This is a genomic window from Enterococcus sp. FR204 (genome assembly GCF_031143325.1).
GTDB lineage: Bacteria > Bacillota > Bacilli > Lactobacillales > Enterococcaceae > Enterococcus_B > Enterococcus_B faecium.
On the sequence record NZ_JAKZIW010000023.1, the window covers coordinates 16,956 to 31,688 of the forward strand.

Annotated in this window: 7 protein-coding genes and 1 pseudogene; 5 read left to right on the forward strand and 3 right to left on the reverse strand. The window is 41.0% G+C overall.

Annotated features, from left to right (window positions below):
* Window positions 1–514: 514 nt before the first annotated feature.
* Window positions 515–4,168 (reverse strand): DNA-directed RNA polymerase subunit beta', encoded by a 3,654-nt coding sequence (gene rpoC, locus RG571_RS07050; RefSeq protein ID WP_002339681.1) that lies wholly within the window; start codon window positions 4,166–4,168, stop codon window positions 515–517.
* Between the two features lie 78 nt (window positions 4,169–4,246).
* Window positions 4,247–7,864 (reverse strand): DNA-directed RNA polymerase subunit beta, encoded by a 3,618-nt coding sequence (gene rpoB / locus RG571_RS07055; protein WP_308947789.1) that lies wholly within the window; start codon window positions 7,862–7,864, stop codon window positions 4,247–4,249.
* A gap of 740 nt (window positions 7,865–8,604) precedes the next feature.
* Between rpoB and RG571_RS07060 the strand changes: the two genes are divergently transcribed.
* The 4 genes from RG571_RS07060 to RG571_RS07075 all read left to right on the forward strand — a co-directional run bounded on the left by RG571_RS07060 (window position 8,605) and on the right by RG571_RS07075 (window position 12,412).
* The gene (locus RG571_RS07060; protein WP_267489461.1) at window positions 8,605–9,561 is read left to right on the forward strand and encodes an ABC transporter substrate-binding protein; all 957 of its coding nucleotides are present in this window, start codon (window positions 8,605–8,607) and stop codon (window positions 9,559–9,561) included.
* 17 nt (window positions 9,562–9,578) lie between these two features.
* The gene (locus RG571_RS07065; RefSeq protein WP_308947790.1) at window positions 9,579–10,484 is read left to right on the forward strand and encodes an ABC transporter permease; all 906 of its coding nucleotides are present in this window, start codon (window positions 9,579–9,581) and stop codon (window positions 10,482–10,484) included.
* Entirely contained in the window at window positions 10,481–11,287 is an 807-nt protein-coding gene (locus RG571_RS07070; protein WP_308947570.1) for an ATP-binding cassette domain-containing protein, read from the forward strand. The genes RG571_RS07065 and RG571_RS07070 overlap by 4 nt, the downstream gene beginning before the upstream one ends.
* Before the next feature lie 156 nt (window positions 11,288–11,443).
* The gene (locus RG571_RS07075; protein ID WP_002328258.1) at window positions 11,444–12,412 is read left to right on the forward strand and encodes a biotin--[acetyl-CoA-carboxylase] ligase; all 969 of its coding nucleotides are present in this window, start codon (window positions 11,444–11,446) and stop codon (window positions 12,410–12,412) included.
* 314 nt (window positions 12,413–12,726) lie between these two features.
* Here RG571_RS07075 and RG571_RS07080 read toward each other — a convergent pair whose 3' ends face one another.
* Complete coding sequence (locus RG571_RS07080; RefSeq protein ID WP_002289384.1) at window positions 12,727–13,251, reverse strand: DinB family protein; 525 nt, start codon at window positions 13,249–13,251, stop codon at window positions 12,727–12,729.
* 286 nt (window positions 13,252–13,537) lie between these two features.
* Between RG571_RS07080 and scm the strand changes: the two are divergent.
* Window positions 13,538–14,733: pseudogene (scm, locus tag RG571_RS07085) on the forward strand (collagen-binding MSCRAMM adhesin Scm); the annotation flags it as partial.

Consider the following 14,733-nt stretch of genomic DNA (forward strand, 5'->3'; position numbering starts at 1 on the left):
CCTCCCGGTATTTTAGCGGATTTTTCTTTATTTTCCATCTGTTTTAGATAGCTGTGGATAACTATAATGTTTGTGTTAAACTATTTTTTCCACAGGGAAGAAAAAACTATTTTTAACCACGTTGTGTATAAGTTTTTATAGTTCATTTTTTCAAACTCATTTACCCTTATTTCAATCCATGTTATTTGGGGATACTTATCTCTAAAACATAAATAGAATAACAGACATGTCTACTGGTTTTGTTTTATTCGAGGAATTATTCAATAATAGCTAGCAAAATATTAAAAATAACCGCTCTATCTTCCCATGAATTTATTTTGCATTCAAAAAATGATCTATCTTTACTTTTGTTGATTGACTTCTCTTGGAAGATGATCGTTCCGATACCTTAATGGGATACGAATCGATGTTGTTAAGATCCTTTCCCACTTTTCTTCTAGTTAGACAAATTATTTTAGAAAAACCAAAAAAGAGGTTGTGACAATAATTTGTCACAACCTCTTTTGTAAAATATCTATTTTGTTTGATTGTTCATTGCGTCTTCTGCAGCCATTTGTGCTTCAATATCTGAAATACTGTAGACATTTTCGCTTGCTACACCGACTTCTTTTGGTTCCATGTCACGGTAACGTTGCATACCAGTACCAGCTGGGATGATCTTACCGATGATAACATTTTCTTTCAAACCAAGAAGAGGATCTTTCTTACCGCGGATCGCAGCATCCGTCAAGACACGAGTTGTTTCTTGGAATGATGCAGCAGATAAGAAACTATTTGTTTCTAATGATGCTTTTGTGATACCTAGCAAGACAGGTCGAGAAGTTGCAGGAACGCCTCCTGAGACTAGCGTATTGTAGTTTTGATCTTTAAAGTCTGCGATGTCTAATAATGTACCTGGTAAGATATCTGTATCACCTGGATCCATTACACGAACTTTACGCAGCATTTGACGAACCATTACTTCGATATGCTTGTCGCCGATTTCTACCCCTTGCATACGGTAAACACGTTGTACTTCACGAAGCAAGTAGTTTTCAACAGATAATACATCGCGAACTTGCAACAATTGTTTTGGATCGATTGATCCTTCTGTCAATGGCGCACCACGGTGGATCATATCGCCTTCTGCTACTTTCATACGTGCTGTATAAGGAACAGTATACGTACGTGTATCTGTTTTTCCTTTGATTGTTACTTCTTTGGTACGTGTTGCAGGATCTTCTGAGATATCGATGACATCCCCTGTTACTTCTGTGATCACTGCTTGCCCTTTCGGATTACGTGCTTCAAAGATTTCTTGGACACGAGGAAGACCTTGAGTGATATCGTCTCCGGCAACCCCACCCGTATGGAATGTACGCATCGTCAACTGAGTACCAGGTTCACCGATTGATTGAGCGGCGATCGTACCAACTGCTTCTCCGACTTCAACGTCAGAGCCAGTTGCAAGGTTGCGTCCGTAACAATGTTTGCAGACACCATGTTTTGTATTACATGTGAAGACAGAACGGATTGTCACTGTTTCGACACCTGCATCAACGATTTGTTTTGCGATGTCTTCGGAAATCAATTGGTTTCCTGCAATGATCAATTCATTTGTTTCAGGATGACGTACTTCTTTACGAGTGTAACGTCCCACTAAACGATCTTCTAATGATTCGATGATTTCATTTCCTTCACGGATTGCTTGGATTTCAAGACCTCGGTCAGTACCGCAATCTTCTTCACGGATGATTACATCTTGGGCCACGTCAACCAGACGACGAGTCAAGTAACCTGAATCGGCAGTCTTCAAGGCTGTATCGGTCATCCCTTTACGAGCCCCGTGAGTTGAGATAAACATTTCCAAGACGGATAGTCCTTCACGGAAGTTCGAAATGATTGGCAATTCCATGATTCGACCATTAGGAGCGGCCATCAAACCACGCATTCCGGCAAGCTGTGTAAAGTTGGAAATGTTCCCACGAGCTCCAGAATCAGACATCATGAAGATTGGGTTTTTCGCTTCCAAACCTTCCATCAGTTTTTGTTGGATGCTGTCTTTTGCAGCGTTCCAAACAGCAATGACACGTTCATAACGTTCATCATCTGTAATCAGACCACGACGGAATTGTTTTGTAATAGTTTCAACTTGTTTATGGGCATTTTCAATGATTTCTTGTTTTTCATTCAGTACACTGATGTCAGCGATCCCTACTGTGATACCGGCATGTGTTGAATGTTTATACCCTAAGTCTTTCATACGGTCAAGCATCTTAGAAGTTTCTGTTACTTTGAATCGTTTGAAGACTTCTGCGATGATGTTTCCTAAGTTTTTCTTCTTGAACGGTAATACTAATTCTTGCTCTTTGATATGTGCAGGAATATCAGTACCAGCTTCAACAAAGTATTTGTCCGGTGTTTGGACGGTCAAGTTGAAGTCTGTTGGTTCATTCAGATAAGGGAATTCAGGAGGCATGATCTCGTTGAAGATGATCTTACCAACTGTTGTGATCATCGTACGTTCTTTTTGCCATTCAGTAAATGGTTTTTCACCTAATGAGTTAGGGTTCACACCGATACGTGAATGTAAATGAACATATCCGTTGCTCCATGCGATAACGGCTTCGTTTTGATCTCTGAAGACCATTCCTTCGCCTTCGCGTCCTTCTTCTTCCATTGTCAAGTAGTAGTTACCTAGAACCATATCTTGAGAAGGAGTAACAACTGGTTTACCATCTTTAGGGTTCAAGATGTTTTGAGCAGCTAACATCAACATACGTGCTTCTGCTTGTGCTTCTTCATTCAATGGCACGTGGACAGCCATTTGGTCTCCATCGAAATCGGCATTATAAGCTTCACATACAAGTGGATGCAAACGGATTGCGCGTCCTTGTACTAAAACTGGTTCGAATGCTTGGATACCAAGTCGGTGAAGCGTAGGTGCCCGGTTCAGCAATACTGGGTGTTCCTTGATTACGTCTTCTAAAACATCCCATACTTCGTCTTCTTGACGTTCGATTTTACGTTTCGCATTTTTGATGTTTGAAGCTAGTTCGCGTTGAACAAGCTCACGCATCACGAATGGTTTGAATAATTCGATAGCCATTTCTTTTGGAAGTCCACATTGGTACATCTTCAAGAAAGGTCCAACAACGATAACAGAACGACCGGAGTAGTCGACACGTTTACCTAGCAAGTTTTGACGGAAACGACCTTGTTTCCCTTTCAACATATGAGAAAGAGATTTCAATGGGCGGTTACCTGGTCCAGTAACTGGACGTCCGCGACGACCGTTATCGATCAATGCATCTACTGCTTCTTGCAGCATACGTTTTTCATTTTGAACGATGATTCCAGGTGCATTCAAGTCTAACAAACGTTTCAAACGGTTATTACGGTTGATTACACGACGGTAAAGATCATTCAAGTCACTTGTTGCAAAACGTCCACCTTCTAATTGAACCATTGGGCGTAAATCTGGTGGAATAACAGGGATAACGTCCATAACCATCCAGCTTGGTTGATTTCCTGAAGCGCGGAATGCTTCTAAAATATCCAAACGGCGGATTGCACGTGTACGTTTTTGTCCTTGTGCAGATTTCAATTCTTCTTTCAATTCGGCTGCTTCTGCATCTAGATCAACATTATCAAGTAATTGTTTGATCGCTTCTGCACCCATAGCAGCTTGGAATTCTTGTCCATATTGTTCACGTTTTTCGCGATATTCGCGTTCTGTCAACAATTGTTTTTTCTCTAAATTCGTATTTCCTGGTTCGATGACTACATATGAAGCAAAATAAATGATTTCTTCCAAAGCGCGTGGGCTCATGTCTAATACAAGACCCATACGTGAAGGAATCCCTTTAAAGTACCAGATATGTGAAACAGGAGCTGCTAATTCAATATGTCCCATGCGTTCACGGCGAACTTTCGAACGAGTAACTTCCACTCCGCATCGATCACAAACGATTCCTTTATAACGGATACGTTTGTATTTTCCGCAGGCACATTCCCAGTCTTTTGTAGGACCAAAAATCCGCTCACAGAACAACCCTTCGCGTTCAGGTTTTAAGGTGCGATAGTTAATCGTCTCAGGTTTTTTTACTTCACCGTAAGACCAGCTTCTGATTTTTTCGGGAGAAGCCAAACCTATTTGCATACTTTCGAATTTATTTACATCGATCAAAAGGGGTTCCCTCCATTTCATTTAATGGCAAACCGCAAGACGGCTGATCTTCGACCGCCTTGCAGCTCATAGACCGGATTAGTCTAAATTATCTTCTGCGGTTTCAAAGTTTTGGATGACATCGTCTTTTTCATCTTCCACTTGTTCAGCAGCTTTCTTTTCTAATTCTTTGGCAGTTTGCTGTTCGGCAAATTTTGTCAAAGCATCAACAGTTATCAAATCGTCGTCTTCATCGTCCATGTCGCGAAGTTCGATCTCTGTTTCTTCGATATCCAAGACACGCATGTCCAGACCTAGTGATTGCAATTCTTTCACCAATACGCGGAATGATTCCGGTACACCTGGTTTTGGAATTGGTTCACCCTTGACGATTGCTTCGTATGTTTTCACACGTCCGACTACGTCATCTGATTTGTATGTCAAGATTTCTTGTAAAGTATAAGCCGCACCGTAAGCTTCCAGTGCCCATACTTCCATTTCACCAAAACGTTGTCCACCAAATTGAGCTTTACCTCCCAATGGTTGTTGTGTAACCAATGAGTAAGGTCCGATTGAACGTGCATGCAATTTGTCATCGACCATGTGAGCAAGTTTGATCATGTACATCACACCGACAGACACACGTCCATCAAATGGTTCACCTGTACGTCCGTCGTACAGAACAGTTTTCGCATCGCTGGCCATACCGGCTTCACGAACTGTTTCCCATACGTCTTCATCACTTGCACCATCAAATACTGGCGTTGCTACGTGGATACCTAACTGACGTGCAGCCATACCCAAGTGTAATTCCAATACTTGTCCGATGTTCATACGTGAAGGCACCCCTAAAGGATTCAGCATGATATCGATTGGTGTTCCATCAGGTAGGAATGGCATATCTTCTTCCGGCATAATACGGGATACAACCCCTTTATTTCCGTGACGACCGGCCATTTTATCCCCTTCATGGATTTTACGTTTTTGAACGATATAAACACGAACTAACATGTTTACGCCTGGTGACAATTCATCTCCAGCTTCACGAGTAAAGATTTTCACATCGTGAACGATCCTGCCGCCGCCATGCGGTACACGTAATGATGTATCGCGGACTTCACGAGCTTTTTCGCCAAAGATCGCATGCAATAGACGTTCTTCTGCAGATAATTCTGTTACCCCTTTTGGCGTGACTTTCCCTACAAGCAAATCGCCATCTTGGACTTCTGCACCGATACGGATGATGCCCATTTCGTCTAAATCTTTCAATGCGTCTTCCCCGACATTAGGGATTTCGCGTGTGATTTCTTCAGGTCCTAATTTTGTATCGCGGGCTTCCGATTCATATTCTTCAATATGAATAGAAGTGTATACGTCATCTTTTACCAAACGACGGCTCATGATGATCGCATCTTCATAGTTGTACCCTTCCCAAGTCATGAAACCAACTAAAACGTTTTGACCTAGAGCCATTTCGCCTTGTTCCATAGATGGTCCGTCTGCCAGAGTATCCCCTTTTTCGACTTTCTCACCCAAATGAACGATTGGACGTTGGTTGTAGCTTGTTCCGGAGTTTGAACGACGGAATTTTGTTACATCGTATTTATCTAATGCACCGTTGTCGCGGCGTACACGGATTTCAGAAGCATCAACGTATTCAACGACACCGTCATGTTTACATAACAAAGCAGCTCCTGAGTCATGCGCTGATTTGTATTCCATACCAGTACCAACCCATGGTGCTTGAGGATTGATCAACGGCACTGCTTGACGCTGCATGTTGGCACCCATCAAGGCACGGTTGGAGTCATCGTTTTCCAAGAAAGGAATACATGCTGTCGCAACGGCAACTACTTGTTTAGGTGATACGTCCATGTAGTCTACTTTATCAATAGATACTTCTAAGTTTTCACTTTGAGCACGAGCCATAACAACGTCTTGAGCAAATGTTCCATCTTCATTCAATGGGCTGTTTGCTTGGGCTACGATGTAATGGTCTTCGATATCAGCTGTCAAGTAGTCGATTTGGTCAGTAACACGACCTGTTTCACGGTCTACACGACGATAAGGTGTTTCGATAAATCCGAATTTATTTACTTTCGCATAACTGGACAAACTATTGATCAACCCGATGTTTGGGCCTTCAGGAGTTTCGATCGGACACATACGGCCATAGTGGGAGTAGTGAACGTCACGAACTTCATAACCGGCGCGGTCACGAGTCAATCCGCCAGGTCCTAAGGCTGAAAGACGACGTTTGTGTGTCAATTCGACAAGAGGATTTGTTTGATCCATGAACTGTGACAACTGAGAAGAACCAAAGAATTCTTTGATACTTGCCACAACTGGACGGATATTGATCAATTGTTGAGGTGTCAATGTTTCAGTATCTTGGATCGACATTCTTTCACGAACCACACGTTCCATACGTGCTAGACCGATACGGAATTGGTTTTGTAAAAGTTCACCGACTGAACGGATACGACGGTTTCCTAAGTGGTCGATATCATCGACATTGCCGATACCTTCCATCAAGTTCAAGAAATAGCTCATTGAAGCAATGATGTCGGCTGGACGAACCGTTTTTACAGCTGCTTCTGGATAGCCGTTTCCGATCACGTTTACTTCACGTTCAGGGTCTCTTGGTGAAAATACTTTGATGACTTGGACAGTCATTGGATCTGTGACCACACCGTCTTCTGATGGATAGTAAGTCACTGAATTTAGGCCATTATCAATGAAAGGAGCTAGTGTTTCCATGACTTGGTGAGTCAGAACTGTTCCTTTTTCAACGATGATCTCGCCTGTTTCTGGATCAACTAATGTTTCAGCTAATGTCAGATTCAATAGACGTGTTTTCAAATCTAATTTTTTGTTTACTTTGTAACGACCAACGTTTGCTAAGTCGTAACGTTTTGGATCGAAGAAACGAGCATTCAGCAAGTTACGTGAGCTGTCTGCTGTTTTTGGTTCGCCTGGACGCAAACGTTCGTAAACGTCTTTCAAACCTTCTTCTGTTCTTGAGTCGCTTGCGTTTTTATGCAAGTCTTTTTCGACTGTATTGCGTAATGTTTCGCTGTCACCGAAGATTTCAAAGATCGTATCATCGGAACCAAATCCTAACGCACGAACTAATACGGTTAAAGGAATCTTACGTGTACGGTCGATACGTACATAAGAGATGTCTTTTGCATCAGTTTCCATTTCTAGCCAAGCGCCACGGTTAGGGATAACAGTAGAACCGAATCCTTCTTTTCCGTTTTTGTCGACTTTTCCATGGAAATAGACACCTGGTGAACGGACTAACTGAGAAACGATTACTCGCTCTGCCCCGTTGATGATGAATGTTCCTTGTTCTGTCATTAATGGGAAATCACCGAAGAATACTTCTTGTGCTTTGATTTCGCCAGTCTCGCGGTTTGTCAAACGCAATGTTACATGTAATGGTGCAGAGTAGTTTGCATCATGCGCACGAGCTTCTGCTACTGTATACTTTGGTTCTTTCAATTCATAATCTACAAATTCCAAAGATAGATTGCCATTGAAGTCATCGATTGGCAAAATGTCTTCAAACATTTCTCTAAGTCCCTCATCTAAGAACCATTGGTAAGAGTCTGTTTGAATTTCGATCAAATTTGGTAATTCCAACACTTCACTGATTCTTGCGAAACTTCTACGTTCGCGATGTTTTCCGTATTTTACTACGTGTCCAGCCAAGCTCTTCACCCCTCTAAAATGTCATTCAAAAAGACTACCCGATCGATTGTTACAATAATATTTCAAATATTATTTTTAGGTAACAACAGACATTTTTTGCGGCTTTTAGGCAAAAAAAAACCAAAAATAGAACATTCTCTTGAAACCTTACTTCGTGAGCTTCTACTTTTGTTTCCTTATATTAAAGCCGAAACGGACAATATTTCGTTTCTGCCTTTTCTTCATCAGATAGTTTTTGCAACTTCATATACTACACTTATTTTCTATAAAAGTCAACACTTCCTGGCGTTTCTTCTGCTTTTTCGCAATATTTTCTTAATGTTTTCAATTTTATGTTTTCAATTATCTGACAATTCTTAATTGACAGACCTTTTTATCTCGGTTATACTTTAGAAAATTCATCTTGTGGAGGAACTTCTATGCGAACCAACATCAACCAAATCGCACCAACACAACTGAATAACTTTTACTTTAGCTACTTTAGATAGGTTTGTATTCATCATGATGGATACAAACGTTAAACGACAGTTTGTATCTATGATGGCTAAAGAACTTTGTATTGCAGCAAAAAGCCACGTAGACAAAATGCTAAGTGGCTGAGCAGTGAAAATACAAAGTAAAAGTATCAAGCATTCTACTTTTTCAATTTATTTTCCGACTTTTCAATCCATTTGGACATTTTGTCTGAATGGATTTTTTGTTTCCCAAAATTAAGGAGGAAAAAGAAATGAAAAAAAAATATAATCATCGGATTAGGCGCTGCCCTGCTACTAGCTTTAGGAGGTTGCGCACAAAAAGACAATTCCGCAGAGGCATCAGATGGACAAAAAACAATTGGCGTATTGCAACTTGTACAACATAACTCGTTAGACGCTGCCTATAAAGGATTCAAAGAAGGATTAGCAGAAGAAGGGTATAAAGAAGGCGATAATCTAACAATCGATTATCAAAATGCCCAAAACAATCAAGACAACCTGAAAAGTATGAGTGAGAAACTCGTCAAAGAAGATCCTGATTTGCTACTCGGGATCGCCACTCCAGCAGCACAATCCTTATTAAATGAAACAACCACTATCCCGATGACTGTCACAGCGGTCACAGACTTGGAACAAGCCCATTTAGTCACATCCAATGAAAAACCTGGCGGCAATGTGACTGGCACGACAGATATGGTGCCAATCGAAAAACAAATCGGCTTACTGTTAAATATCGTGCCAGACGCCAAAACAATCGGCATCATGTATAACAACGGTGAAGCAAACTCTAAGATCCAAGCTGATTTGGCAGAAAAAGAATTGAAAAAAGCGGGCGTCAAAGTCAAAGTACTGACAGCAAATTCCACAAATGATGTCCAACAAGTGACGAAAAGTCTAGCTAAAGATGTAGATGGAATCTATATTCCTACTGATAACACGTTCGCAAGTGCGGCAAGTGTTGTCGGCGAAGTCGCAAAAGAAACAAAAACACCTGTCGTTGCTGGCGCAGTTGATCAAGTCAAAGACGGCGGTCTAGCAACAGTAGGAATCGACTACGAAAGCTTGGGCAAACAAACAGGGATCATGGCAGCAAAAATCTTAGACGGCAAGAAGCCAAGTGAACTTCCTGTCGAAACAGCGAATGATTTGGAACTGTATGTCAATAAAGACATGGCCAAAGCATTAGGCATCAATCCAGACAGCATCAAAGAAGCTGAATAAAACACAGGAGGATTCTCATGACAAATTTGCTCTCTCTTTTCTTATCATCTGCATCGCAAGGGGTCTTATGGGCCCTACTTGCGATTGGTGTATACGTCACTTTCCGTATCTTGGACATTGCCGACTTGACTGCTGAAGGAAGCTTTCCTTTAGGTGCAGGGATCGCGGCAGTAAGTATTACAAATGGCTATCATCCATTGACAGCTTGTCTTCTAGGCTTTTTAGGGGGTGCGGCAGCAGGGCTTGTTTCCGGACTGATTCACACAAAATTGAAAATTCCCGCCCTTCTTGCAGGGATCATCACCATGACTGGTTTATATTCTGTCACATCCCGTGTGATGGGTGCGCCGAACATCTCTTTATTGGGTCAGCCAACGATCTTTCATTGGGTCGAGTCATTCGGCATAACAAAAGACAACGCTGTACTGATCGTCGGTCTGCTTTTTGCTTTGATCGTTGTATGTTTACTTGTTTTGTTCTTACGTACAGAAACAGGACTTGCTATTCGTGCAACTGGCGATAATCTGGCAATGAGCGAAGCAAACGGGATCAACACAGATAATATGAAGATCATCGGTTATATGATTTCTAATGGATGCATTGCTCTTTCTGGCTCCTTGCTTGCGCAAAACAACGGCTTTGCTGATTTGAATTCTGGTATTGGAACGATCGTAATTGGACTTGCTTCTATTATCATCGCAGAAGTTTTGTTACGTAACCAACCACTATTTCTCCGTCTCTTGACTGTCGTTTTAGGTGCGGTCATTTACCGTTTTATTTTAGCGTTAGTCTTCGAACTGAATGTTGAACCAAGTGATTCGAAACTTGCTTCTGCTTTCGTGCTAGTGATCTGTCTTTCTTTCCCGCAGATCCAGCAAAAATTCCATTTACCTCAAAAAAAGAAAGGCGGTAGTGTCAAATGAATGACGTCTTAACATTGGAAAATCTCCATCATACCTTTGAAAAAGGAACGATCAACGAAAATCATGTCCTGAAAGGCATTAATCTTTCCTTAGATCCCGGCGACTTCGTGACGATCATCGGTGGAAATGGGGCTGGTAAATCTACTTTGCTGAACAGCATCGCCGGTACATTTTCTGTCGATCAGGGACAAATTTTATTGAATGGAAAAAATATCACGAAAAAATCTGTTGTCGAACGTTCGAAATCCATCAGTCGCGTATTCCAAGATCCTAAACTAGGGACAGCCGTTCGTTTAACGGTAGAAGAAAACCTCGCTCTTGCTATGAAACGAGAAAAAAAACGCGGCTTCTTCCGTGGTGTCAAACCACAAGACCGAACATTTTTCAAAGACCAGCTGGCTCGGCTAAATTTGGGTTTGGAAAATCGTTTATCCTCAGAAATCGGTTTGCTGTCTGGAGGACAACGTCAAGCTATTACGCTGTTGATGGCCACATTACAGCGTCCAGAACTGATTTTATTAGATGAACACACTGCAGCGCTTGACCCTGCTACTTCCAAAACGGTGATGGAATTGACAGAAAAGCTGATCACTGAGCAGAATCTCACTGCTTTTATGGTCACTCATGACATGGAAGACGCGATCCGCTATGGGAATCGACTGATCATGCTACATCAAGGAAGGATCGTCGTAGATATCCAGCAAGAGGAAAAACAGCAGCTCACAGTGCCCCAATTATTAGCGTTGTTCAAACAAAACAGCGGCACGGCATTAAAAGACGATCAAGTACTTTTATCTTCATAATCAGAAAGAGGCTGGGACAAAAAATGAACGCCCACCCTCTTCTTTTTTCTCTTTCCTTCTTTCGTTTTTGCTTTATGTATCAACCGTTGTTTCTTCGAAAACTATTTTGTTCTCTCCTTCTTCCTGATAGAATGGATGAGAAAGGAGCTTGATGCCATGACAACGAAAGACAAGGTACTTCAATTATTGAAAAAGACACCAGATTTTCTTTCCGGAGAAAAGTTGGCACAGCAACTGGAAGTTTCCCGGACAAGTATTTGGAAAGCCATCAAAGAATTGGAAAAGGCAGGCTATCGTTTTGAGCACGGGCCTACAGGGTATCGTTACCTGCCCTCTGACGTACTAGATGCAAAAGAAATCCAGCAAGAGCTACGGTCGTTTATTCCTGATTTGAAAGTACAAACGATGTTGACTTCTGAATCTACGATGAAAGATGCCAAACTGGCAGCAGCTCAAGGAGATTCTGTTTCGAAGTTATTTGTTGCTGATACACAAGAACAAGCTCGTGGACGTTTTGGACGGCCTTTTTTCGCTGAACCTGGACGAGGAATCTACATGAGTCTCTTGCTCCATCCAGACAAACGGTTTGATGAATTGCCTCAATATACGATCATCGCAGCCAGTGCCTGTGTGAAAGCCATTGAATCTGTAACCGGTCGTTCTGCTTCGATCAAATGGGTCAATGATATCTACATGGATGGAAAAAAAGTCTGTGGGATTTTATCTGAAGCAGTCAGTGATATGGAAAGCGGCAGGATCAGTCATATCATCATTGGGATCGGGCTTAATTTTTCTGTTCCTCAAAATCATTTTCCAGCTGATCTCCAAGAAAAAGCCACCTCTGTCTTTCCCGACGGACAAGCTAGTGTCACAAGGAATCAGCTAATCAGCAAAATTTGGCAAGAATTGTTCACTTATCTTTCTCACCCAGAAAAAGCGTTGGACTTCTATAAAGAAAAATCATTCGTATTGGGAAAAACCGTGTCGTTCAATCAAAAAGGAACGACTTATGTCGGTCTTGCAAAAGAAATCGGTGATCATGGCGAATTGATCGTCCAAACAAATGAACAGGAGATGAGTTTGTCTTCTGGCGAAATCAGTCTCACATCTATCCGTACGCAATAATATCAGATTTCACAAAAGGACACCTGATCTCATACAGTGTCCTTTTTTCTGAATTCTCTTCAAAAGACTCTCCTTATTCTATCAGCTGACAGTTTCTCTATCCTCTAGAAAAAGGTGTTCTAAAAATATCTATAAAGCATGGTACACCTTCTTTAAATGAATCAATGCAAAAACAAGAGAGTCATTAGTTTACACGATCAAAAGAGATAGCAGGCCGCTTCCTTTTTCGATCTTATAGATAGACCATGGGTAACGATAAAAACAAAAAAGAACTTGCGACTTATTTTGCCGTAAGTTCTTTTTTAGCTAGTGCCTTAATCTCTTAATCCCAACAAACGTCTCGCATAGATCACCTGACCAGAGTGCATAGCAGCATCATCAATAATAGAAACGAGACGCATTCCTCGTGTGACTGGTGGTGTCCAGTTCTCGTCAATTACTTCATCTAGCTCGGAAGGTTCCAGCCTTCTTAAGTAAGAAATAGCAAAATCAGCAGCTCCTCGCAAGTATCCTAGCAGATCTTCTATTTGATTAGCTTGGATCTGCTTTGCTTGTTCCAGACTGTGCTTCCAATCTTGTTCGTTATCTGCTATCGTCATCGGAAACCGGCTTTCCCAGTCTTGACTATGCCAAATTGGAGAGGTTCCTGCTAAATCAGCAATCTGGAAATCTAATTCTCGAGCGGTATGCCAAGCCAGCCAAGTCATTGATTTGATCTGCGGTGCTCTATCTTCCACTGGAAAACGATTGGCCTCCTCAATAGAGACGCCTTCAAACAAACGTTCAAACCGATCATATGCCCGATCCACACTCTCGCATAGCATATCTAAATAATCCATTTATTTTCCTCCTTTTTATTTATCCTACTTACTTTTTCCTAATTCTAGGATACCTACTTATATGTTACTACACACCCTTATTTTTTACACTTTAACAGTCACCATCATCAATAGTTTGGAGATTGAAAGAAAAAGATAGTGTCGAACTATCAATTGAACAAGAAGCAACAATATGAACGTTTCATTAATATTCTTTAAATAAACAATGATTTTTCAAACGAACAGTTTAAGACTAGGAGAAAAAGAGTATAATAGGAAAATGTTTGAAAGGAAAGGAAGGGGAAAAATGAAAAAAAGGGCAAGTTTACTAGTCCTAGTTGCTTTGTTGTTCATATCTTTTCGTATGGTGTGGCCGTTTCAGCGGAAACATACATTCCTAAAGACCCTGGGAATATTTATAATGATCTAACTGGTAACTATGGCTTGTTAGGAATTGCTAGTCAATTCCACGTATTTGCTAAAAATAAGACAACTGTGAATGCACATACAGACGGAAATATAGCAACACATGAACTTGATGCAAAAAATAATTTTGGTACAGAGGTTCATGAAGGTTTATTGAACCAAGAAATAAATTATATACAAAAACTGATTCTTTCGCTAATTCTTCAGGCATACCTACAGGTGGCATAAGAATGAATAAATTTGTCGTTGGCAGTAACGTGGATGTAGCACTTCAAGATGGTCATCCTACAGTCAATGGATCCAGGCTTGATCACTTAACTCCAGATGATTTTTATAAAGATCGTGCTGGGCATGAATATATTGATTTCGAGCAGGAATTTGTTAAATTGAATGTAGCAGCAAATGATCTTGCAACCATCACTCCAGCTAAAACATATACTGCTGCAGATTTTCCAGACATGAACAATCGGACAATCGATTTAACTGGTTTATCAGATACCGGGTTTTTATTGGTAAATATCGATGCAGAAGTGTTAACGATGAATACGCCACTTCAAATCATCAATCCAAATGATCAAGTAGTTGTATTTAATGTCATCAACAGTTCTTCTGCATTGAACGTACAGTCACCAATCAAATACAATGATCGTTCAAATCATGAAACAGAAGATTTTTCGGATGCGAATATCTCTTGGAATTTTGGAAATGAGATGACTGATTTGACAATCAGTGCTCCTTTTCAAGGAACAATCCTTGCGCCTAATGCTACTATCCGCATTACTCAAAACCAAGACGGAACGATTATAGGGACAAATGTGATTTTAGATGCAGCTACCAATCGTTGGGATCCTAACGAAATATTTATCAGCGACAATGGTACAGATACGACAGACACAAGCGACAGCTCAGATTCATCTACCACTACAAGTGATAGCACGGACACGTCAGCTTCAAGTGACAGTACAGATACTACCTCTACCACAAGTGATAGTTCAGATTCAACTACCACTACAAGTGATAGTACCGATACATCAGCTTTGGTGTTAGTATCAAATCTTAGACAGCTTTTCGTAGCTT